General features: G+C 70.5%; 14 protein-coding genes (1 of these 14 cut by a window edge). 1 reads left to right on the forward strand and 13 read right to left on the reverse strand.

The genetic code is table 11. The features are described 5' to 3' along the window. The 7 genes in view from ACGFNP_RS43060 to ACGFNP_RS43090 are tightly spaced (each overlapping or abutting the next) and all read right to left on the reverse strand, a layout consistent with a single transcriptional unit that may run on beyond the window. A protein-coding gene (locus tag ACGFNP_RS43060) for an amino acid adenylation domain-containing protein (protein ID WP_393328672.1) crosses the window boundary here: on the reverse strand, positions 1-489 show its start. The gene continues 2544 nt to the left of window position 1, outside the view; 489 of the gene's 3033 nt are visible here — the first part of the coding sequence; the start codon lies at positions 487-489; the stop codon falls past the left edge of the window. Next, positions 482-3604, reverse strand: a complete 3123-nt coding sequence (locus ACGFNP_RS43065; RefSeq protein ID WP_393328674.1) for an amino acid adenylation domain-containing protein — start codon at positions 3602-3604, stop codon at positions 482-484. Before ACGFNP_RS43065 ends, ACGFNP_RS43060 begins: the two co-directional genes overlap by 8 nt. Then, positions 3601-6741: an amino acid adenylation domain-containing protein gene (locus ACGFNP_RS43070; protein WP_393328676.1), complete on the reverse strand. Its 3141-nt coding sequence runs from the start codon at positions 6739-6741 to the stop codon at positions 3601-3603. The genes ACGFNP_RS43065 and ACGFNP_RS43070 overlap by 4 nt, the downstream gene beginning before the upstream one ends. Continuing rightward, positions 6734-6925: an MbtH family NRPS accessory protein gene (locus ACGFNP_RS43075; RefSeq protein ID WP_358322254.1), complete on the reverse strand. Its 192-nt coding sequence runs from the start codon at positions 6923-6925 to the stop codon at positions 6734-6736. The genes ACGFNP_RS43070 and ACGFNP_RS43075 overlap by 8 nt, the downstream gene beginning before the upstream one ends. Continuing rightward, on the reverse strand, positions 6922-12339 hold the full coding sequence (locus ACGFNP_RS43080) for an SDR family NAD(P)-dependent oxidoreductase (RefSeq protein ID WP_358322251.1): 5418 nt from the start codon (positions 12337-12339) through the stop codon (positions 6922-6924). Before ACGFNP_RS43080 ends, ACGFNP_RS43075 begins: the two co-directional genes overlap by 4 nt. Next, the gene (locus ACGFNP_RS43085; protein ID WP_393328678.1) at positions 12336-16964 is read right to left on the reverse strand and encodes an amino acid adenylation domain-containing protein; all 4629 of its coding nucleotides are present in this window, start codon (positions 16962-16964) and stop codon (positions 12336-12338) included. The genes ACGFNP_RS43080 and ACGFNP_RS43085 overlap by 4 nt, the downstream gene beginning before the upstream one ends. After that, positions 16961-18412, reverse strand: coding sequence for a thioesterase domain-containing protein (locus ACGFNP_RS43090; protein WP_393328680.1), 1452 nt, complete (start codon positions 18410-18412; stop codon positions 16961-16963). Before ACGFNP_RS43090 ends, ACGFNP_RS43085 begins: the two co-directional genes overlap by 4 nt. A gap of 768 nt (positions 18413-19180) precedes the next feature. Here ACGFNP_RS43090 and ACGFNP_RS43095 point away from each other — a divergent pair. Beyond that, positions 19181-20173 (forward strand): serine hydrolase domain-containing protein, encoded by a 993-nt coding sequence (locus tag ACGFNP_RS43095; protein ID WP_358322243.1) that lies wholly within the window; start codon positions 19181-19183, stop codon positions 20171-20173. Positions 20174-20269: 96 nt separating this feature from the next. Here ACGFNP_RS43095 and ACGFNP_RS43100 read toward each other — a convergent pair whose 3' ends face one another. The 6 genes from ACGFNP_RS43100 to ACGFNP_RS43125 form a co-directional block, all read right to left on the reverse strand. Next, positions 20270-20524, reverse strand: a complete 255-nt coding sequence (locus ACGFNP_RS43100) for a hypothetical protein (RefSeq protein ID WP_358322241.1) — start codon at positions 20522-20524, stop codon at positions 20270-20272. A 15-nt stretch (positions 20525-20539) separates the two neighbouring features. After that, positions 20540-20863 (reverse strand): integrase core domain-containing protein, encoded by a 324-nt coding sequence (locus ACGFNP_RS43105; protein ID WP_358322238.1) that lies wholly within the window; start codon positions 20861-20863, stop codon positions 20540-20542. Further along, positions 20850-21110, reverse strand: coding sequence for a hypothetical protein (locus ACGFNP_RS43110; protein WP_393328683.1), 261 nt, complete (start codon positions 21108-21110; stop codon positions 20850-20852). Before ACGFNP_RS43110 ends, ACGFNP_RS43105 begins: the two co-directional genes overlap by 14 nt. A 406-nt stretch (positions 21111-21516) precedes the next feature. Beyond that, complete coding sequence (locus ACGFNP_RS43115) at positions 21517-21993, reverse strand: integrase core domain-containing protein (protein WP_358322233.1); 477 nt, start codon at positions 21991-21993, stop codon at positions 21517-21519. Positions 21994-22186: 193 nt separating this feature from the next. Then, positions 22187-22456 (reverse strand): hypothetical protein, encoded by a 270-nt coding sequence (locus tag ACGFNP_RS43120; RefSeq protein ID WP_393328685.1) that lies wholly within the window; start codon positions 22454-22456, stop codon positions 22187-22189. A 243-nt stretch (positions 22457-22699) separates the two neighbouring features. Further along, positions 22700-23509, reverse strand: a complete 810-nt coding sequence (locus tag ACGFNP_RS43125; RefSeq protein WP_393328687.1) for an IclR family transcriptional regulator — start codon at positions 23507-23509, stop codon at positions 22700-22702. Positions 23510-23523: the final 14 nt, after the last annotated feature.

Genomic DNA, 23523 nt, shown 5'->3' on the forward strand with positions numbered 1-23523 from the left:
GATGTGATGGACGGCGACGAGCAGCGCGTGGTCGTCGGGCGCCAGCCGTACCAGGGTGGCGCGCAGCAGCGGACCGGTCGCCAGCTCGAAAGGGAGCGCGGCGTCGGTGCTGAGCACCTGTCTGGCCGCCGCCTCCGTCGTCACGTCCACGACGCGCAGCGGGACATGCACCCGATCCGCCACCTGCACCTCCGGCCGCCCATCGGGGCCGGCGGGGAAGGTCATGCGCAGGCTCTCGTGCCGGGCGACCACGGTGTCGAGCGACTGCTGCAGCCGTTCGGTGTCGAGCGGGCCTCGGAGCCTGGCCGACACGGGTAGCACGTAGGCGCTCGTCCCGGGGGCGAACTGCTCCATGAACCACAGCCGCTCCTGCGCGAACGACAGCGGTGGATCGCTGCCCTCGGTACGTCGCGGGATCTCCTCCGCAGCGCCCAAGCCCGCCACCGCCTTGCGGAAGCGGGCCTCCATGCGCGCACGCCGCTCATCCACGCTCGTCGGCCTCCTCGGCCAGGTGCTCCAGCGCCGCGGCCAGCAGGCGTGGCGTCGGGTGGGTGAAGGCCAGCTTGAGCGGCACCTCCAGCTCGGTGGCCGCGGCGATGCGGGCCGTGGTCCTGGTGGCCAGCAGCGAGTGGCCGCCGAGCTGGAAGAAATCGTCCAGCACGCCCACCCGCTCCAGCCTCAGCACCTCGGACCAGACCATGCAGACGAGCTCCTCGGCCGCGCTGGCCGGCGGCTCGTACGTCGCGCTCTGCGGCTGGCCCGGTGCGGGCAGGGCATCCTGGTCGACCTTGCCGCCGGGGGTCAGCGGGATGCGATCGAGCGAGACGATCGCGCTGGGCACCATGTGCGGGGGGAGCTCGGCGGCGAGGTGATCGCGTAACGCGTCTCCGGCGTCGTGGACGGCGTAGGCGATCAGGCGGTCGTCGCGGACCACCACGGTGGCCTGCCGTACTGACGGGTGGGCGAGCAACACGGATTCCACCTCGCCCGGCTCCACGCGGTAACCGCGCACCTTCACCTGCCGGTCCAGGCGGCCGAGGATCTCCAGCCTGCCGTCCAGGCGGAAGCGGGCCCGATCGCCGCTGCGGTAGCGGCGCGAGCCGTCAGGGCCGGGGACGAAGCGCTCGGCAGTGAGGGCGGGTGCGCCCCGGTAACCGCGAGCCAGGCCGCTGCCGCCGATGTGGAGCTCGCCTGCGACACCGGGCGGAACCGGCAGCCCGTCGGGGGCCAGCACCTGGAGCGTGGTGCCAGGCAGGGCGACGCCCACGGTCGGGCGGCGCAGCGCCTCGGCGGGGTCCATCTCGGCGGTGGCGGCGATGATCGTGGTCTCGGTGGGGCCATAGCTGTTGATCAGGCGAACGCCCGGGGGCCCGGACTCGTACCAGGTGGCCAGGGCGGGGCCGGGCAGCGGGTCGGCGCCCAGGATGAGCAGCCGGAGACCGGGCGGCCAGGCGACGCCCATGGCCACCAGTTCCTGCCAGTACGACGTGGGCAGGTCCAGCACGGTGAGCGCGGAACCCTCCGGAGTCTTCAGGAAGTCGGGCAGCGGGTCGTCCGGGCACAGGACGAGCTCGGCGCCGGCGGCCAGCGCCGGGTAGATCTCCTCGGCGTGCGTGTCGAAGCTCGGCGAGGCGAACTGCAGGACGCGGTCGCCCGGCCCGAGCTCGTAGTGCTTCCGCATCCAGCTCACCCGCGACGCGAGTGCTTCGCGCGGCACCTCCACGCCCTTGGGGCGCCCGGTCGAACCCGAGGTGTAGATCACGTAGGCCAGCGAGCCCGGCGCTGTGCCATTGAGCGATTTTCCCGACTCGCGTAGATCGTCCTCGTCCAGCACCAGGGCCGCGCCCGCGTCCGCCGCCATCCACCGCAGCCGCTCCGGCGGGTAGGCCGGGTCGAGCGGCAGGTAGGCGCCGCCTGCCTTGCCGACGGCGAGCATCCCGGCGATCAGCTCCACCGAGCGCTTGGCGCGCAGGCCCACGACCGTGTCCGGGCCGACTCCGGCCTCGGACAGGCGCCCCGCCAGCGCGGTGGCCATGGCGTCCAGCTCGGCGTAGGTGACCCGGCGGGTGCCGTGGCTCACCGCCGGCGCGCCGGGCGTCAGTCGTACGTGCTCCTGGAAAAGGTCGAGCACGTCGCGCGCGGGCGGCTGCGGGGTGTCGAGGACCGGCAGCCTGTCCTCGGGCAGCATCATCGCCGCGCGCAGCGCGGACAGCGGCGCGCCCGGGTCGCCCGCGACCGTCTCCAGCACCCGCTCCCACCGCCGCAGCAACCGCGTCGCGGTCTCCTCCTCGAACAGGTCGCCGGCGTAGGACAGCATCGCCCAGAGGGAGCCGTCGAACTGGGTGATGTCCAGCATCAGGTCGAACTTCACCTGTGTCGCCCCCGGGTCGAACATCTCCACTTCGATGCCGGGCAGCGGAAGGGCGGAGGCCTCCTTGTCCTGGATCACGAGCATCGCCTGGAACAGCGGCGTCGTGCTCAGGTCGCGGCGGATGCCGAGGTCGTTGAGCAGGCGTTCGAAGGGGATGTCCTGGTGCGCGAAGGCGTCCAGGACCGTTGCCCTGGTCCGCGCGAGCAGCGTGCGGAAGGACGGGTCGCCGGACAGATCACCGCGCAGCACGAGCGTCTCGGGGAAGAAGCCGACGACGTCCTGGAGTTCCGGGCGATCGCGCCCGGCGATGACCGAGCCGACCGTGAGGTCGTTCGTGCCGCAGTGCGCCGCCAGCAGGAGCTGGTAGGCGGCCAGCAGGACCATGAAGAGCGTGCCGCGCTCTTCCCTGGCCAGCTGCTCCAGGCGGGCCGTCAGCTCGGGGCCGATGCGGCGCGCGCAGTAGTCGCCACTGGGTCGGCGTACGGCCGGCCGCGGCCGATCCGTAGGCAGGTCGAGCGGCTCCACGCCGTCGAGCTGGGCGCGCCAGTAGTCCAGAGACGCCAGCGACGGCTCGCGGCCACGCTGCCAGGCCGCATAGTCGCGGTAGTCGACCGAGGGAGCGCTCAGCCCGGCCGCGTTCCCGGCGTAGCAGGCGGCCAGCTCGGAAAAGATGATCTTAAGGGACCAGCCGTCGGCCACCAGGTGATGCAGGACCAGGCAGAGCACATGATCGGTTGCCGACAGCGTGATCAGGTGCACCCGCACCAGCGGGCCCGTGGCCAGGTCGAACGGCGTATTGGTCAGCTCGGCCACGATCGCCGTGGCGCGCGCCTCGCGTTCGGACGCAGGCAGGTCCGCGAGGTCCACCAGCACCGGATCGAGCCTCAGCTCCGGCTCGACGACCTGGACCGGACTGCCTTCTACGGCGGGGAAGCGGGCCCGCAACATCGGGTGTCGCGCCGCCACGGCGGTCAGCGCCCTGGCGAGGTCCTGGGTGGACAACTCACCGCGCAGCCGCTGCACCATGTACATGTTGTAGGAGGTATCGGCAGGGTCGAGCCGTTGCAGGAACCAGAGCCGCTCCTGTCCGTAGGAGAGCGGCGCCGGCGCGTTCGGATCGCTGCGCGCGGGAATGCCGGTGGGCCGCGCCTTCGGCTGCCGCAGGAGCTTGCGCTCCAGCGCCGCACGCTGTTCCGGGCTGAGCCGGGCCAGCCGCCCTCTCACCTCACTCATCCGTCCGCGTCCTCCGCCAGGAGATCGTCCAGCTCGACGTCGCCGAGCTGGAGTTCCAGTACGGCCAGCGCGTGCTCGGCCACCGTGGTGAGCTCGAAGCAGACCCGCAGGTCCATCTCGATCCCGTACGCCTCCCGGTACCTGGTGATCAGCAGGACGGCCAGCAGGGAGTGCCCGCCGAGCGCGAAGAAGTCGTCCTCGATGCCCACCCGGTCACGGCCGAGCAGCTCGCCCCAGAGCGCGCACAGCTCCTCCTCCAGCGGCGTCTCCGGCGCGACGTATGTGGTGCCCAGATCGCTGCGGCCGGGCCCGGTGGGCGGCGGCAGCGCGGCGCGGTCGAGCTTCCCGCTCGGGCCCAGGGGGAACTCGGTGACCTGCACGAACGCCTGCGGCACCAGCGCCGGCGGCAACTTGCGCGCCAGCCCGGTCCGCATCTCGTGCGACAGCTGGTTCGCCTCGCCCGTCCAGTCCACGTAGGCCACCAGCCCGCGGCCGCCCGGTGCGTCATCGCGCAGGGCCACGACGGCCCTGCGCACCCGGGTGTCCTCGGCGATCGCCGCCTCGATCTCGCCTAGCTCGACTCGCCAGCCGTGCACCTTCACCTGGTCGTCGATGCGGCCGAGGAACTCCAGCTCCCCGTCGGCGCGCAGCCTGGCCAGGTCGCCGGTGGCGTACAGGCGCGCGCCCGGCGGGCCGTACGGGTCGGGGACGAAGCGCTCGGCCGTCAGCCCCGGCTGTCCTGCGTAGCCGCGGGCCACCTGGACGCCGCCGATGTGCAGGTGACCGGGTACGCCGACGGGCATCGGCTCCAGGTGCTCGTCGAGGACGTGCAGGCGGCAGCCGGGCATCGGGCGGCCGATGGGGATCACCGTCTCGCCCGGCCGGCAGGCGTGCCAGGAGACGTCGACGGCCGCCTCGGTGGGGCCATAGAGGTTGTGCAGCTCCACGCCGGGTAGGCGGTCGAAGAAGCGGGCCACCATCCTGGGCGGCAGCTCCTCGCCGCTGCACACCACGCGCCGCAGGGACGTGCACGACTCGATGTTCGCCTCCTCCAGGAAGAGGGCGAGCATCGACGGCACGAAGTGCATCGTGGTGACCCCGTGCCGCTTGATCAGGTCGCGCTGGTGGCTGGGGTCGCGGTGGCCGCCCGGCCGTACCGGGACGAGGCAGGCCCCCTGCAGCAGCGGCCAGAAGAACTCCCACACCGACACGTCGAAGCTGGTCGGGGTCTTCTGCATCACCACGTCGCCGGCCGTCAGGCCGAACGTCTCCTGCATCCAGGCGAGGCGGTTGACGATGCCGCGGTGCGTGTTGACCACGGCTTTCGGCCGGCCGGTCGAGCCCGAGGTATAGATCAGATACGCGGCGTCGTCCGGTCCGGTCACCGGCTCGAGATCACCGGAGTCGAGGTCGTAGTCGTCCTCCAGCAGCACCGCCTTGATCGACCCGCCGGGCAGCAGGTGGCGCTGGGTGAGCAGCACCCGTGCGCCGCAGTCGGAGAGCATGAACTCCAGCCGGTCCCGCGGGTAGTCGGGATCCAGCGGCACGTACGCCGCGCCCGCCTTGAGGACGGCGAGAAGCGCGACGACCAGCTCGGGCGAGCGTTCCGCGCAGACCGCGACGGGTCGGCCACGTTCGACGCCGATGTGCCGCAACCACCGGGCGAGCCGGTTGGCGCGGCCGTTGAGCTCGGCGTAGGTGAGCGTGACATCGCCGAAGAGCACCGCGGGAGCGTCGGGAGTCGCGGCGGCCTGGGCCTCGATCAACGCGTGCAGGGTCCCGGGCGCATCCTGGGGCGCACCGGCCCCGAGGGCCAACACCTGCTCACGCTCTTCCCCCGCGAGCACCGGAAGCGCGGAAACCGTCCGGTCGGGGTCGGCGACGGCCGACTCGACCAGCGTCCGCAGGTTCGTCTCGAAGCGTTCGATCGTCTCCGGATCGAACAGGTCGGTGGCGTACTCCAGCCGGGTGTGCAGCTGCCCGTCGCGCATGTTGAGGTCGAGCTGGATGTCCACCTTCGCGGTGCCGTTGGCGATCTGCCCCTCGTTGGTGAGTACGGCCAGGTTGAACATCACCTGATAGAGAGGCGGCACGCTCAGATCCCGGGTCGGCTGCAGGTCCTCCACGAGCCGCTCGAACGGCAGCTCCTGATGGTCCAGCGCCTCGGCCACCGTCGCCCGCACGCGGGCGGCGGCCTCGCGGAAGCTGGGCGCGCCCGACAGATCCACGCGCAGCGGCACCGCGTTGACGAACATGCCGATGACCGGCTCGGTCTCGGGCAGCAGCCGTCCCGCGATCGGCGTGCCCACCACGATGTCGTCGATTCCGGACCAGCGCGACAGCACGGCCGCGTACGCGGTGAGCATCACCGTGAACAACGTCGTGTTGAGGTCCTTGGCCAGCCGCTCCACGCCCGCCGACAGCTCGGGGGAGTAGACGCCGAGCCGCATCTCGCCCCGATAGGTACGGCGAGCCGGCCGCGGCCGATCGCCCGGCAGAGCGAGGTCGGCGGGCACCCCGGCCAGCCGTTTGCGCCAGTGCGCCAGCTCGGTCTCCAGGAACTCGCCGGACAACCTGCCGCGCTGCCACACGGAGAAGTCGGCGAACTGGATCGGCAGTTCAGGCAGCTTCGGCACCCGGTCCTCGCCGAGCGCGTCGTAACACTCCCCCACCTCGTCCATGAAGATCATGGAGGAGACGCCGTCGAAGACCGTGTGATCGAAGACGATGATCAGCCGCAGATCGTCCTCGGCCAGCTTGACCTGCCTGGCACGGTACAGCGGCGCCCGCTCCATGTCGAAAGGCAGGACCGCGTCCGTCCTGGCCAGGCGGGCCAGCTCCGCCTCGGCGCCGGCCCGCGGAAGGTGGGTCAGGTCTGTCTCCGTCAGCGCCGTGGGCGGCGCGTCGGGGCTGACGATCTGCACCACCTGCCCGTCCCGGAACTCGAACGTGGTGCGCAACGCCTCATGGCGCCGCACCACCAGATCGATCGCCCGCTCCAGCTGGCGCGGGTCCACCGGCTGCCTGGCCGCCATCGGCATGAGCATCCCGATGTTGTAGACGGCCAGGTCGGGCTCGAAGCGCGAAAGAAACCACATCCGCTCCTGGCCGGAGGATGCGGGAAAGGCATCACTCACTGTTCATCGCCTCTCGCAGGCTCTTCGGCCGCATGTCGGTCCACGCCTGCTCGATGTGTTCCAGACATTCGTCCTTGGTGCCGGAGAAGCCGGCGTCGTACCAGCCGGAGGGGTTGTCCCGGTCGGCGGGCCAGATGGAGTACTGCTCCTCGTCGTTGAGAACGACCTTGGTATCTGCGCTCATGCGGAACTCCGGGGAAGGCGGGGGATGGTCTGGGCGGCGGGCCCAGGGGTGGGCCCAGGAGTGGGCTGAGCGGCGGCGTCGATCAGGGCTGCGACCCCGGCCACGGTCGGCTCCTCGAAGAGGCTGCGCATCGGCAGCCGCACCCCCAGTTCCTTGCGGACGAGGGCGATGAGCTGGACCGCGATGAGCGAGTTGCCGCCCAGCTCGAAGAAGTCATCGTCGATGCCGATGTGGTCGCCGCCGAGCACCTCGCCCCACAGGCGGGCGATCGTGGCCTCGGCGTCGTTGCGCGGAGCGACGTAACCCTCGGCAGGCGCCTTGTCCTGCCGGTCGGCGATCGCTGCCGGATCGAGTTCGGTCTCGACGGTCTCCTGGGTCAGCGAGCCGACGCCGGCGACGAGCTCGGCCACCGTACTGGCTGCCACCACGACCTGAGGGCCGAGCGGGGCGGCGAGCAGCCGGCGCAGGGACACGGCCCCGTCGGCCGGCCTGATGCCGGCCGCGTCGTCGGCCGACGGGGCCGTGGCGGCGCGCTGAGAGTCGGCGCTGGCGACGACCCCGGACACCACGGCATCGGTGTCGATCCTCCGGAGGACGTAGTCGGAGACCTGCACCAGCACAGTGCCATCGGGCGCGATCAACGTGACGTCGACGACCAGCACTTCGTCGGTGTCGGTGCTGGTGATACGCAGGTGGCTCCAGAACGCCTCGGGCAGGCTCCCGCGCACGGTGATGCGGCCGTAGCCGAGCGGCAGGTAGTGACCCTCGACCTGGACCCAGCTGAAGGTGGTGGCGGCGTCGAGGAGGGCCGGGTGCAGCCCCCAGCGGTCGAGATCGACCAGCATCACGTCGTTGGCCTCGAACAGCCCGAGCGCCTCCTGCTGGCCGATATGCGTGGCGGTCAGGGTCCTGCTCCAATGCCCGCCCAGCGTGAGCAGACCCGACAGCGGGACGCCGCCCTGCCCATCCGCCGAAGGCACGCAGCGATCCATGACCGCGCGTAGGTCCACGCGGTCAGCAGGCGGCGGGTTCACCTTGGCCGCGATGCCTCTGGCATGGGTGCGGTGTGACCCGCCGATGATGCTCTGCACCTGGAACTCCGCGCCGTCCGCCTCCGGTGTGAAGATCACCCGTACCTCGGCGGTCGCCCCGTCGGCCACCGACAGCGGTTCGACGAACACCACGTCCCGCAGCTCGACGAGCCCGCTGCCGGGCAGCACCGCCTCAGCCGCCGTCCTGGCCAGCTCGAGGTGACCGGTGCCCGGCAGCACCGGTACGTCGGCGATGCGGTGTTCGTCCAGAACCCAGTGCGTGCTCGGCGAGAGCGTGCCGCTGCACCAGTCGAGTCCGTTGCCTCCCTCCCCGGCGTGCCGCGCGTTGAGGACCGGGTGGTCGATCGCCTTGATCCGGTCGCCGCGCTGCAACGCGACGAATCCGGCGGGCGCCGCGGTCTCCGCCGCCATGCCGACTTCCAGCCACCTGCCCCAGTTGACGCTGACGATCTGGGCCGCGTTCCAGCCTCGTCCGGCGCGGGCGTGCGCATCGAGGAAGTTGTTGGCCGCGCAGTAGTCGATCTGCCCGAACCCGCCGGCCACCGCGGTGATCGACGAGCAGAGCACCACGGCCTCCAGCTCCAGGTCGCCGAAGGCCTCCTGGAGCGCCAGCGTGCCGAGCACCTTGGGGCGGAGCACGGCCTCCGCCGCCTCCCTCTCCTTGATCTGGGCCATGCCGCCGCCGGGCAGGCCGGCCGCGTGCACGAGCATGTCCACCCGGCCGAAGGCGGCGAGCGTTTCGTCCCTGACCCGGCGCATGTCCGCCGGATCCGTCACGTCGGCGGCGAGGGTCAGCACCCGCGCCCCGGCGGCCTCCATCCGGCGGATCGCCTCGACGGCGCGCGCCTCGCGGGCCGACCGCGGCGGGCCGTCGGGCAGCCCGGTCCTGGACAACAGGACGAGGTTGACGCGGGCACGCGCCGCCAGATCCTCGGCCAGCGAGATGCCGATGCCGCCCAGACCGCCGGTGATCACATACACCTGGCCGTCGCGCGGCTCACCCGGCTCGCTCGCCACCTCCACCTGCTCGTATCCGAGCAGCCACCGCTTCCCGCCGCGCAGGGCGACCGGGGCCAGCAGCCCGGCTTCGCCGGGCTCCGCCTCGCGGCCCAGCTCGGCGGCGACGCCACGCACCGCATCCCGATCCGGCGCGTCGATGTGGCGGACCCGCAGCCACGGCGTCTCCAGGGGGACGACCCGGGCGAAGGCGGCCAGCGTCGCGTGCTCCGGCCTGGTCAGATCGTCGCCGACGACGTCCATCGTGCCCGCGGTCACCAGATCGAGCTGCACACCCCCCGGAGGCTGGGCCGCCGACAGCGCTTGAACGAGACCCAGGACACCGAAGAAGCCGCGGTCCTGTGCCGCCCACGTCTGCTCGCCGCCGGTGAGGGCCCAGGCGTGCACGATCCGCTCGGGAATCTCGCCGACCGCTTCGAGCAGCGCGTCGTAGTCCTCCCGTACGGCCGGCCGTACGGTGAAATATCCGTCGGAAGCGCCGGACGCGGTGTCAAACGCCGTGCCCGGCCGTACCTCCAGAACCTCGGCCCCGGAAGCGCGCAGTGCGTCAGCCAGCGCGGCCGAGTCCTCGTCCACGAAGGCCAGGCAGCGCGTGATCGGCGACGGCCCCGCCGTCGCCTGGGCCGGACGGGCGGGTGCCTGGCGCCAGACGGGCACGCCGTACCACTGCTCGGGCGGCAGGGGCCCGTCGGCCTGCTGCGGGCGGGCGACGCCGCCGACGAAGGCGCCCTGCGGGTCGGGTTCGATCCAGGCGCGCTGCCGCTCCCACGGGTAACCCGGCAGCGACACGCGGAAGCCGGGGCCGCCGAAGTCGTCCAGCTCGATGCCGTGGACCCAGAGCGTGCCCACGGCCTGCGAGAAGACCGCGACGTCACCGGCCCGATCGCGCGGGCCGGGCAGCGACGGCAGCGGGGCGATCGCACTGGCCGGCAGTTGGGTGCCTGCCAGGCCGGACAGTTGCCGTCCCGGCCCGCACTCGATCATGATCCATTCGCCGTCGGCCAGGAGCGTCGAGACGCAGTCGCCGAAGCGGACCGGTTCGCGCACGTGCCTGGCCCAGTAGGACGGGTCGGTGGCCTCCGCGGCGGTGATCCAGGTGCCGGTCACGTTGGACAGGAACGGCAGGCTCGGGGCAGCCGGCTCGGTGGCCGCGACCAGTTCGCGGAACTCGCCGAGCATCGGCTCCATCATCGCCGAGTGGAAGGCGTGCGAGGTGCGCAGCGGGGTGCAGCCGATGCCCTCCTCCTCCAGCATCTCGGCCAGTTCCCTGATCGACTCGGACGGACCGGACACGACGCACGTGCCGGGGCCGTTGATGGTGGCCACGGAGACGTCGTCGGGCAGCATCGGCGCGATCTCGTCGGGCATGAGCTGCACGGCCAGCATGGAGCCCGGCGGCATGCCCTGTATCAGCCGCCCGCGCGCCGCGACCAGCCGCAATGCGTCGGGCAGTGTGAAGACGCCGGCGATGGTGGCCGCTGCGTACTCGCCGATGCTGTGGCCGATCATCGCGGCCGGTTCGACGCCCAGCGAGAGCCAGAGCCTGGCCAGCGCGTACTCGACCGTGAAGAGGGCGGGCTGGGTGAGTGAGGTCTGCCTCAGCGCCTCGTCCGCCTCCTCGCCGGTGGCGAAGATCTGCTCACGCACGTCCAGGATGGCCGCGCACTCGTCGATCGCCTCGCGGAAGACCGGCTCGTTCCGGTACAGCTCCGCGGCCATGCCGCCGTACTGAGAGCCCTGACCGGAGAAGAGGAAGGCCACCTGCGGAGGTCGCTTCGGCTTGGCACCGGCGACGATCCGCTTGGGGTCGGCCAGCGCGGCCACCGCGTCGGCCGGTGACGTGGTGACGACGGCGGCCCGGTGCTTGAGCTCGCGGCGGCCCACGCGCAGCGTGAAGGCCACGTCGGCCAGGTCCGTCTCGGGGTGCGCGGCCAGGTGCGCCGCCAGGCGTTCCCGCGCGGCGGCCAGCGCCGACTCCGTCCTGGCCGACAGCTTCAACAGGTGCGCGGGCTGCTCGCGGGGAAGGGGCGGGCGCGGCGGCGCCTCTTCCAGCACGGCATGCGCGTTCGTGCCGCCGATACCGAACGAGCTGACCCCGGCGCGGCGCGGGAAGCTGTCGCGCTCCCACTTCGTCGGCGAGGAGACGACGTAGAACGGGCTCGCCGGGAAGTCGATCTTCGGGTTGGGACTCGTGTAGTGCAGCGTCGGCGGGATCAGCTTGTTCTCCAGCGCCAGCACTGTCTTGATCACGCTGGGAATGCCAGCCGACTGTCCGAGGTGGCCGATGTTGCTCTTGACCGAGCCGATGCCGCACCACTGGGTGTCGGTCGTATGCTCCGCGAACACGCTGGACAGCGCGGCCACCTCGATCGGGTCGCCGAGCCCCGTGCCGGTGCCGTGCGCCTCGACGTAGGTGACCGTACGAGGATCCACGCCGCCCACACCCAGCGCCTGCGCGATCACTGCGGCCTGCCCGTCCAGGCTCGGCGCGGAGAAGCCCACCTTGCTCGCGCCGTCGTTGTTGATCGCGTTGCCCAGGACCACCGCGCGGATGTTGTCGCGGTCCTCGATCGCCTCGGACAGCCGCTTCAGCACGAGGACGCCGCCGCCGCTGCCCCAGATCGTGCCGCCGGCGTCGGCGTCGAAGGAGCGGGTGTGCCCGTCGGGCGAGACGATGCCGTCCTGGTCGTAGACGTACCCCTCGCCCTGCGGCAGGTCCAGCATGGCCGCGCCGGCCAGCGCCATGTCGCATTCGCCGTTGCGCAGCGCCTCGCACGCGATGTGGAACGCCACCAGCGCGCTCGAGCACGCGGTGTGCACGGTGTAGCTGGGACCGCGCAGGTCGAGCTTGTAGGAGGTGAGGGTCGCGCAGTAGTCGACGTGGTTGCCCACCATGACCGCCAGCCAGCCGGCGTTCTTGTGGGCCTGGGCGTTACTGCGAATGTTCCGCCACTGGTAGGCGTCCGTCCCGGTCCCGGCGTAGACCCCGATCTCGCCCGGATAGCGGAACGGGTCGTAGCCCGCATCCTCCAACGCCGTGTGCGACAACTCGAGGAACAACCGATGTTGTGGATCGCGGACCTCTGCTTCCCTGATCGACATGCCGAAGAACGCCGCGTCGAAGTCCTCATGGTCTTCCAGCACCATGGCGGCCGGCACGAAATTCGGGTCGGCCAGCATGCCTTCCGCGACGCCCAGCGTCCGTTGCTCCTCCAGGGTGTAGGTGGTCAGCGACTCCACGCCGTCGGCGAGGTTGCGCCAGAACTGCTGCGCGTCACCTGCTCCCGGGACCCGGCACGACAAGCCGATGATCGCGATCGGCTCAGCCGTGGGCTCGTCCGTCATGGGGCAGTCCCCTTCTCGTTGCGGTTCCTCAACCTGTCTCGTCGTACGGCCAGGCGGCGCGCCGCCCGGTCCAGCCCCGGACTGCCGCCCGCGCCATCGAGATGCGCGGCGAGTGTCCGGATCGTGGGGTGCTTGAACAGCTCCATGATCGGGATCTCGCGGCCGGTCGCCGCCTTCAGCCGCGCCTGCACGGCGGCCATGGCCAGCGAGTGGCCGCCGATCTCGAAGAAGTTGTCGTCGGGGCCGAGCCGCGGCAGGCCCAGCACGGCGTGCCACACCTGGGCGACCGTCTTCTGCGTGGGACCGTCGACCTTCTGCGTGGGACCGCCGAGGCGGCCGTTGGCCTTCGGCTGCTCGAACGGCCGTCCGCGCAGCGCGGCGCGGTCCACCTTGCCGTTGGGCGTCAGCGGCAGCGCGGGCAGCGCCACCACCTCGGTGGGTACAGCGTGCTCGGGCAGCACGCGGCGCAGTTCCTCCAGGATTCGATGCGCCGCCAGCCCCGGTCGGGCGGGCACCACGTAGCCGATGAGCATGGTGCCCTCGACCCTGGCCGCGGCGGCACGCACGTCCCGGCAGGCGGCGAGCGCCGCTTCCACCTCGCCCAATTCGACCCGGAACCCGCGCACCTTCACCTGGTCGTCGGCGCGCCCCGCCGGGGTGATCGTGCCGTCGGGGTTGCGCCGGCCGAGGTCCCCGGTGCGGAAGCGGTCGCCGGCGAAGCGCCGGCTGGTCAGCGCCGGATCCAGGTAGCCTGTAGCCAGGTGGCGGCTGCGGACGACCACCTCGCCGAGCTCGCCCACACCGGCCCGCCTGCCGTCCGGCGCCACCACGATGATCTCGCTGCCCTCGACGGGCCGCCCGATCGGCACGATCTCCGGATACGGCTCCGCGAGCTCGTGCCACGCGTGCACCTGTGGCGTCTCGGTCGTGCCGTAGAACGCGACGAGCCGGGCATGGGGCACGAGCGTGCGCAGCCTGCCCGCCTCGGCACCGGTGAAGCGGTCGCCACCAACGCCGGCCAGCCGCACGTCGGGCAGCGTGGCGCCGGTGCCCGCCAGCATCGCCGCGAGCTGTGGCGTCAGGTGGAGGACGGTGATCGCATGCTCGCGCAGCCAGGTGACGAGCTTGGCGGGATCGCGGGTCAGCTCCTGCTCGGGCACGAACAGCTCGGCGCCCGCCGCGGCCGGGACGAACATGTCGCGCAGCGCCGGATCGTGGGCCAGCCCGGACAGGAGTGCGAACCGATCGTGCGGCTCGATGGCAAAGGTGCGGACATACCAGGAGATGAAATGAGCCAGTGGCCTCTCGGCGGTGACAACCGGCTTGGGATCCCCTGTGGTGCCTGAGGTCATCGAGAGATAACCGGGCCCCGGCAGATCAGCGCTGCCCTCGCGCAGCTCGATCTCGTGGTCCCGGAGGACCGCCCGGGCTCCCGCGGCGGTGATCTGCCTCTCCTGTACGGCAGGAGGATAAGCCGAGTCGATCACCACCCACCGCGCCCCCGCCGCCAGCACGCCGAGCAGGATCCCCGGCAGCTCGGGCACCCGAGAGGCGACGACGGCCACCACGGCTCCCGGCTCGACACCCGCCTTCCGAAGCGCCGCTTCGGTCCGCCGCCGCGCGCCCGCATGCGCGTCGCCGACCAGCTCCAGCAGTCCGGGCCCGGCCCAGCCCGGGAGCTCCACGTCGGGGGAGTCGTGTCCCACCCGCCCCGTCAGCAGCTCATCGAGCAGCTCGACGTAGCCGTCTACCAGAGCCGCCATGCGCTCGGCCGTATAGAGGTCGGGGTTGTAGACCAGCTCCAGCGCGTAACCGTCGCGCTGCTCGCTCACGTACATGGTCAGGTCGAACAGCGCCCCCGGCAGCCCGGGCCGCAACGGCTCGCTCGCGCAACCGGCCAGCTCCAGCCGGGCCTGCGCGAAGTTGTACATGTTGAACATGACCTGCGTGATCGGGTTGCGGCTCAGGTCGCGCGGCTGCCGCAGCGATTCCAACAGTTGCCCGAGCGGCACGTCCCGGTGCCTGATCGCCGCACCCAGCTCGGCCGCGCACGCCGTCACCTGCTCCGCGAAGTCCCCCTGAGGGCGTAGCCGCAGCGGCAGGACCTGCACGCACATCCCCACCAACGACTCGAACGCCACGTTCGGCCGGTCCGCGTACGCCGCTCCCATCACCAGGTCGTCCCGCCCCGACAGCCTGGACAGCTGCCGGCCGAAGGCCGCCAGCAGCACCGCGTACGGCGTGGCCCCCAGTCTCGCAGCCAGCTCGGCCACCCGCTTGGCGAGCGTCGCATCCAGCACACCCCCGCAGGAGGCGCCGTGGAAGGTCTGCGCGGGCGGCCTGGCCCCATCCCTCGGCAGATCCAGCACCAGCGGGGCATCGCGCAGGTGCTCTCGCCACCAGCTCAGCGCCTGGCCGTCGCCGTGCCCGCGCAGCCAGCGCACATAGTCGGCGAACCCGTGCCCTGGCGCTTCGACCTGCTCGCCGCGGTAGGCGACGGCCAGGTCCCGGTAGAGCACATCCTGCGACCAGCCGTCGAACACCAGATGGTGCGCGGTCAGGCAGAGCACGTGCTCGTCCGGGCCGAGCCGGATGAGCCGCGCCCGGAACAGCGGTCCGGCGGCCAGGTCGAAACGCGCCCGCGCCTCCGCCTGCAACGCCTCGGCCAGTTCCTCAGGGGAGCGGTCGTCGATCGGCAGCGGCACCTCGCCCGGCGGCGCGACCGTCACCTCGGGGACCCCTGCGCGCGTGCCCACCTGCCAGCGCAACGCCTCGTGGACCACCACCACGGCCGTGAGCGCGCGCTGGAGTGCGGCGGTGTCGAGTGGGCCGCGGATCCGCTCGGCCATCGCGATGTTGTGCGCGGTGGACGCCGGCGCCAGCTGCTCGACGAACCACATCCGGCGCTGGGCGGGGGAGAGCGCGGCAGGGCTCCCGGTAGGCGGCGCCGCAGCGGTCTCCCGCGGCGCGCGCTCCACCAGCGCACGCAGCTCGCCGAAGGTCCTGGCCGCGTACACGTCCTCGACCGACACCGCCCGGCCCAGCTCCGCGCGTACCGCGGCCACCAGCCGCATCGCCCGCAGCGAGTGCCCGCCGCGCTGGAAGAAGTCGTCTCCGTCGTCCGGGGCGGGCGCCTCCAGCACCCGCGCCCAGATCCCGGCCAGTCCTGTGCCGCTTCCCCGCTCCGGCTGGGACTGCGCCCGGAGCGTGGCGAGGTCGACCTTGCCCGAGGCGTTCAGCGGGAGGATGGCCAGCCGTACCAGCCTGCTCGGCAGCATGTACGTCGGCAGCCGCACGGCCAGTTCCTTGCGCAGCTCGGCCAGGTCGGGCGCGTCCTCGGGCGTCACGTAGGCCACCAGCTCGCCCGCGAAGTCCACCACCGCCTGCAGCACCCTGGGATGCGCGCGCAGCGCCGACTCCACCTCGCCGATCTCCACCCGCTGCCCCTGGACCTTCACCTGGCGGTCGAGGCGGCCCATGAACGAGATCTGGCCGTCCTCCTCCCACACCACGTGATCGCCGGTCCGGTACAACCGCGCGCCCGGCTCCGCCGCGAACGGGTCGGGCACGAAACGCTCGGCCGTCAGCCCGGGCCGGCCCAGGTACCCGCGGCTTACCTGCGGCCCACCGATGAACAGCTCACCGGGCACACCGGGCGGGCACTCGTTCAGTTCCTCGTCGAGGATGTGCGCCCGACAGCCGAGCAGCGGCCGCCCGATCGGCAGCGGCCGCTCCCACACGCCGTCGAACTCGCCGCCCACCACGCAGACGGTCGACTCGGTCGGCCCGTACCAGTTGTGGAAGCGCGCGTGCGCTGACCACCGCGCCACCTGCTCGGGCCCGGGTGGCTCGCCCGCCGTCACCACGTCCTTCAGGTACGGCAGACGCGCCGGATCCACCAGCGGCAGCAACGCAGGCGGGATGAATCCCCAGGTGACGTCGTGCTCCTCCAGGAAGCGCTGCAACCGGGCCGGATCCACCCGGTCCTCGTCCGGTACCAGTTGCACGCAGCCACCGGTGGTCAGCGGGGCCAGCATGTCCAGCACCGAAACGTCGAAGCCCAGCGCGGAGAAGGCGACCGAGCGGCAGCTCGCGTCCAGGCCGAAGTGCGCGGCCGTTGAGGTGACGAAGGCGACCGCGCTGCGATGGCTGACCACCACGCCCTTGGGACGGCCGGTGGAGCCCGAGGTGTAGATGACGTAGGCGGCATTGCCCGGCACGGCGTCGCTCTCCTGAGGTGCCGCGGTGCCGGCCGAAGCCGGGACGAGGGTACGGCCGCAGCCGTCCAGGAGCTCACGGCCGCGCCCGTCCACGACCGCCACCGCGATCCCGGCGTCCTCCAGCACCTCCTCCAGGCGCTTGCGCGGATGACCGGGATCCAGCGGCACGTAGGCACCGCCGGCGAGCATGATCCCCAGCACCGCCACCGGCATCAGCGGGGTACGGCGGGCGCACAGGCCCACCCGCGTCTCCGGCCCGACGCCGAGCTCGCGGAGCCGGCCCGCCAGCGCCCCGGCTTGCTCGACCAGCTGGGCGTAGGTCAGCACGTTCTCCCATTGCCGGACCGCCGGGGCATCCGGGGTCTTCGCGGCCTGGGCCGTGATCAGACTGCTGAGGAGCGTCATCCTCCGGCCTCCACGCTCTGCCGTACCAGCCGGCCTTGCCGTACCGTCTCGAAACGCAGCAGGAAGCGCGGCGCGCGGACGGCGATCGCGGCGATCGCCCGGCCCAGCGGCAGGTGCGTCACCCGCCACTCCGCCAGCCGCGCCGCCTCAGGCGCCGCCTCGGGCGCCCAGGTCGTGCCCGGTCGCTGCCCGGCGAACCCGAACAGCGCCGGATCCACCCGCAGCCCGTCACCCTTCAGCACCGCTTCCTTCGCCGTCCACGTGCGCAGCGCGCTGTGCAACCGCAGCTCCTCGGGCAGCGCGGCGAACTCATCGCGCTCCCGCTCGTCCAGCACGCCCTCGAAGAAGGCCTGCTCGTCGGCCGGCGGGCGGAAGCGCTCGAGGTCGGCGCCCACCTCCCGGCCCGTCGCCAGCGCGACCAGCACGAGCCCGCCCGATTGGCTGAGGCTGTAGGTGAGCTCGGTCCCGGTGTACGGCTTGCCGCCGGGCCGGGTCGGCAGCTCGTCGACGCCCGGCTCGACCCCGTACTCCCTGAGCAGCCGCCGCCGCAGCACCGACCCGCCGACGAACCAGCGCCGGTGGTCCTCCTGCCGGAACCTGGCCGCTCGTGCCACCTCCCTGGGCGACAGCTCGTCGACGGCCGCGCACATCTCGGGCAGTTCCTCGAGGTTGGCCAGCCACACGTGCACCTCGTCCGAGGCTAGGCGCTGCTGAGGGCCCGCTGCGATCGTCCGCGCCACCTGATCGCCGTGCGTGGCGAGGAAGAGGTGCCCGGCGTCGAGCGTGTGCAGGCGGAAGGTCGAGGAGGTGTGGCGGGCCCAGCCGAGCATGGCGGGATGGGTGACCTCTCGGTCATGAGCGCCGGCGAAGGCGACGATGGGGACGTCGAGCGGCTCCTGCCTGGCGAAGCGGTAACGGCGCAGCCACTCCATGTCCGTCCGCAGGGCGGGGATGAGCACAGCCTTGACCTCGGGCTGCGTCCGTAACTCCGCGGGCGCGCCCAGCCGGTGGATCAGCTCTTCGATCAGGTCCTCGTCACCCAGGCCCGTCCACCGCCCCAGCGTCTCCTGGCGCTCCGGCGGGTGCGCGGCGCCGACGTAGAGGCATTCGGGCGCTCGCACGCCCAGCCGCCGCAGCTCGCGCACCACCTCGAAGGCGACCCGGCCGCCCATGCTGTGCCCATAGATCGAGTACGGCGTGCGGTGGTGGGCGGCGATGGACCGTGCGATCAGCTCCGGGGAGAGGGCCCCGGGTTCAGCAACCCGGCCTTCACGACCGGGGAGCATCACCACCCGTACGTCGAAGACTCCGTCGAACGCCTGCCTCCATGGCCAGAAGGCGGAGACGTCTCCACCGGCGTAGGGGAGGCAGAAGAGGAGCGGAACGCCGGGCGGGTATCGCCTCAGCGAGGTGAACGGTGTCTCGGCCAGCACGTGTTCGTCTCGCATTGCTACGCCAAGTCACCCCCCAGACAGGTCCGCCGCGCCGTGCGAGGTCGTCGCGCGGGCAGCAGGAAGTATGGACCGCTCGTCAGGGGTTCGTCCTGGCGAGGACCGGTTAAAGCCACGCCATTCCTATTGGGTTGTCCGAAAGCCAGTCAAGTGGCGAAATTTCAATCTATGACGGAATGGAGGTTTCGGCTATCGGGAAATTTCGCTGCCTGCGGGCGCGTCGGTGGGAGGTGAACCTCTCAGGCTGGGCGGATGATCTCTACCCCACCCCTGCGTCAGGGGCGCCTGTCACGCTGCGTGAGGATCTTGTTCATTTGCGGAATGTCCGTAATCAGTGTTTCGGTCTTTGCGTCATGCGACGTCCGACCGCATTGACTGATTGAGTCGAGTTTTATCCGGCATATCGGTCAGACAATCGGTGATCTTGCTGGCAGTTGCCTTGCGGGATGTTGACAGCCGCCGGTCCGCCCATGCGAGGGGTCGAGATGTGGCCTGATCAGATGCTCAAGAATGAGCACCTCTGCTGCGCCAAGCGCTGCCCTATTCTGGGGACAAGTGAGGCACGCTCCCTCGTAGAAGCGCATGTCAGGGATCCTTCCGCGTCCGGTGCGGGGCGGGGGTGGCGGTGCCTGATCGAGGGTCCCGGTGGTAATAGCGCAGTACCCGACGGCCGAGGGGGCGGGGACCCTCAAGCCCCGTTCCCTTGCCGGGAGACGATGACCGTGCCGGCCTTCCCCCGAAGAGCTCGAACATCATTATGAAGTCATGCGGATCACAGCCATCCTCGCCCTGCTCTGCGCGGTCGCGTGCAGCTCTCCCGTCCCCCGGACGCCGTCCGTACGGCCCTCCCCGGCGCCAGGGGTGCAGGCGGAGGCCACGCGGCTGGTCGAGGCCGGATCGTCGGGCGCGGTGGTGCACGTCAGGAAGGGGGATCAGACGTGGCAAGCGGCGGCAGGGCAGGCGGACACCGGGGTGCCGATGCGGACGGATCATCGGTTCAGGATCGCGAGCATCACCAAGACGTTCACCGCGACGCTCGTTCTGCAGCAGGTCGAGGAGGGGCGGCTGGCGCTCACCGACCGGGTGGACAAACTGCTGCCCGGTGTCATCAAGACGAAGGCGACCGTGGCGGACCTGCTCAGGCACACCAGCGGCATCTCCGACTACCTGCGCGACGAGCGTTTCGTCAAGGACTTAGGCAACGGCGCCCACCTCCGGCACTGGCCACCCCGAGAACTGCTGAAATATGCGGATAAAGAGGCGCAGGGTTATTCCAACACCAACTTCATCCTGCTCGGCATGATTCTGGAGAAGGTGTCCCGCAAGTCGTACAGGGAGCTGCTGAGCGAGCGCATCACGGGCCCGCAGGGCTTGACCGCGACCGAGCTGCCCACCGACGACCTGCCCAAGGATCTCGCGCACGGAAACCACACCGACGGAGTGGACAACGCCGAGCTAGACTCGTCGATCTTCTGGACCGCGGGCGGGCTGATCTCGACCGCGGCCGACGTGTCGAGCTTCTACCACTGGGTGTTCACTCAGGGGGTGGGCAGGCAACTGCAGACCGGCGGGTTCGGAATCTTCGCCGAGACGCTCGGCTGCGGGCGGCGCGTGTTCAGCCATTCCGGGTGGATCTTCGGCTACAGCGGGATGGCGATGAGCAGTGCGGACGGCGAGACGGAGGTGGTCGTCCAGCTGGCTTCCGGCCAACCGGCCGACGCCATCGCCGCAGCCGAACGGCTCATGTGCACTGAATAGCACAGAGCCTGTTCGAGTTCGTGCGCGAACCGGTCCCGGAACTTACCGGTCGTCGCCACCCATGTCTCTGGATTTTCACCAGCGACGACATCCGGGCTATTTCCACAGGTTCGTGACGTCGTCAGAAGAAGCGAAGAGCTCTTCGTACGGGCCTTGTGCGGCGATACGGCCATCATCCATGACGATGACGTGGTCCGCGCGGCGCAGGAGGGATCGGCGGTTGGAGACGACAAGGGCGGTGCGGTCAGGCTCGTGGTCGAGGATGCGCTGCCACAGGAGGGTTTCTGTGGTGATGTCGAGAGCGGCTGAGAGGTCGTCGATGACGAGGAGGTCGGCGTCGTGGGCGAGCATGCGCGCGGCGGGCCCTCAGGTCGACCACCTCTGAGAGTCATGCAGTGGCGGCCTTGGTTCGCGAGCGCGGTGCGGTCGGTGATGGTTGTAGTGAGGCTCGTAGCATGCCGGCACGTGCCGGAGGTGCCGCTCTCCGTAGATGAGGAGATGGTCGAGGCACTCACGCCGCAGGGTGCCGATGACGCGCTCGCAGATGGCGTTCATCCTCGGCGTCCGCGGCAGCGTGGTGATGATCCGTAGTCTTTCGGTTTCGAAGACCGCCCTGAAGGCGGAGGTGGAGAGCGGATCCCGATCGTGGTTCAAGAACCGCAGCTCGGCGATGCGGTCACTCAGGTCCATGGCGAGGTTTGCGGGCCTGCTGCGCCGTCCATGCCCCGGTCGGGTGCGCGGTCACTCCGGCCAGGTGCAGTCGCCGAGTGCCGTGCTCGATGAAGACCAGCACATACAGCCGTTTGAGCAGCACGGTCTCGACCACCAGGAAGTCGCACGCGATGATCGCGTGGGCTTGAGCGGCCAGGAACTGCCGCCAGCTCGGGCCGGCCGGCGGGGCGCCGGATCGATACCTGACGTGTGCAGGATCTCCCACACGGTGGAGGCCGCGATGTTGTAGCCCAGGCGGGCCAACTCGCCTTGGATTCTCCTATGCCCCCAGGTCGGATTCTCCCGCGCCATTCGCACGATCAGTCCTCTGATCGGCCGACGGGTGCCGGGCCGTCCCGGACGCTGCCGGTTGGTGCTGGTCCATTTGCGTGCTGCGAGGTTGCGATGCCAGCGCAAGATTGTCGCCGGGGTGACCGTGAATACCTCCGCCCACCGGCGGCGGTGGACCAATCCTGACAACGCCGCAAGCCAGACCTTGTCGGCGTGATCCCACCGCGGCCGGTCACCGAGTTGACGGCGCAGCACCTGGTTCTCGTGACGGAGCACTAGCAGTTCAATGTCCTTGGACAGGTCCGAGCGGACCAACACCGCCAGCAGGCCGAACAAGCCCTTCACCAACCGGTAGACAAGCGACAACACCACCTTGAGATGGTCGCAGCCGCTGCCCTGATCGCGCAGCGAAAGCCCAGCTCACAGTACGAAATCGTGTTTTCGAGCGGGACAGGACGTAGCGGTGCTGCCTGAGCCAAGGCCTGATGGGCTCGGTGCTCGTTGTAGAAGTGTTCGTACTCGTGTAGGGCATGCCGCAGGTAGCGTTCGTTCCAGAGCAGGCAGCGGTCCAGGAGTTCGCGGTGGCAGGACTGTACCCATCGCTCCATGAGCGCGTTCATGCGCGGCACGCGGACGCCGGTGAGAACCGTGTGGATACCAGCGTCAGCGAGGATCTCCTCCATCAGGGCCGGAAACTTCCCGTCCTGGTCTCGGATCAGATAGTGCGCCCGGCAGCCGGCGTCCTGTAGGTCCATCACGAGATTCTTGAACACCTGACTGACCCAGGCCGCGGTCGGGTGAGGGGTGGTACCGAGCACGCGGATCCGCCTGTTGGGCAAGCTGGATGACCTGCGCGGATGACATTATCGGCAGGCACAGAGTCGTCGTGATCCTTCCGTTTCGGTTGGGTAGCTGAAGGCGTTCGGTTACTCGTTGTCTGCCAAGGCCGGCGAGAAACCGCAGGCGATATTCGGTGTCGCACAGAAGGCTCGGATGGCTAGAGTCCGGTTCTCATGGTGACCAGCCGGCGGTGCCAGGCCGACAGGTGCCCGGCGTCACGGTCCGATGGAGCCGAAGTCGCTTGGGCAATTGCCGTGCCAGCGCCGCCAGCAGCGCCTGGTCGGCCCAGTCCGGTCGCGGCCTGGCGACCTGACGACGTAGGACGGCGACCTCATGCCGCAGCACCAAAATCTCAACATCCTTGGCGGCATCGCTTTGCACGAGGAGGTTCAACCAGCCGAACAACCGGGCCATCAACAGGTAAAGGAGGCGTAGAAACACGAGCGCTGAGCATAGAAGGCCAGGTCAGACGTCGTGTACGAGTTATGGCACCGCACAGGGGGAACCCAGGCCGCTTCTCGTCGATGCTGACGCGAGGGTCGGTGAGCAGGGCCCGCTGGTGGGCGTGACGGGTGATGATCCAGGGTGTGCTGCCGTCCCAGATCCGCACTCGCGCGACCGCCGTCCCGAGACTGCCGCCTTCCACCTACGCGCCTGGTGACTCCGACTTGGACAACGCAGCAGTCACGAAGCGAGCGCGGACGATATCGTCTGCGCGGCAGCTGTCACACGAGGCCGCCAAGCACTGATTGCGTGGCCGTTGAGCCTGGCAGAGGGCGCCGACAGGGTGACGATTCCGACCATGTGGCCCAACTCGTTCTCGATGGGCGCCGCAATTGCGCTCAGGCCGGGCAGGCGCGTGCCATGGGACACGGCGTACCGCTGCAGGTGCGCCTTCTCAACCTGCTCCAGGTGCTGCCCGATGGGTTGAGTCGGGTTGTGCGGTTGCACGCCACGGAGATAGCGCTCGACGAACCCGGAGCCGTAGTGGGACCACATGTCCGCGAGCAGAACAAGGCTGGTAGTGCCGCGGGCGATCGGGATGGGACGATTGAGATGTTCCAGGTAGCGGTTGCGCGCAAATCCGGGGAGCGTCTCGATGCAGACGAACTGGCCAAAGTTGATCTGCGTGTACAGACCGACCGTCTCTCCGCCGCACAACTCGCGGAGCCCGATCATGGCCTCCGCCGCTGCCTGCTTCATCCGGCTCCGTGCGTCGAAAGCACTGGCCAGCTCCTGAGCAAGGCTTCCCAGAACATAGGAGCCTCGAGGCAGACGCTCAACTGCCTTGGACTTCGCAAGCGCGCGAAGCAGGCGGTAGACGCCTGTCTGGCTCATCGCCAGAGCGTTGGCGAGCTGGGCGGGCGTCATCGGGCGACTGGCACGGGCGAGCGCGCTGAGCAGGGCCATCGCCTTTTCAACCGACGCAACCGAGTTCCGATCCCGGCCATCGTCGACACCGAGTTCTTCATTGGGGGAAGTCTCGCGCGTCATGGTGCCCTCGCGAT

Origin of the sequence: Nonomuraea sp. NPDC049269, assembly GCF_043197155.1 — a bacterium.
In the GTDB taxonomy this organism is placed as follows: Bacteria; Actinomycetota; Actinomycetes; order Streptosporangiales; family Streptosporangiaceae; genus Nonomuraea.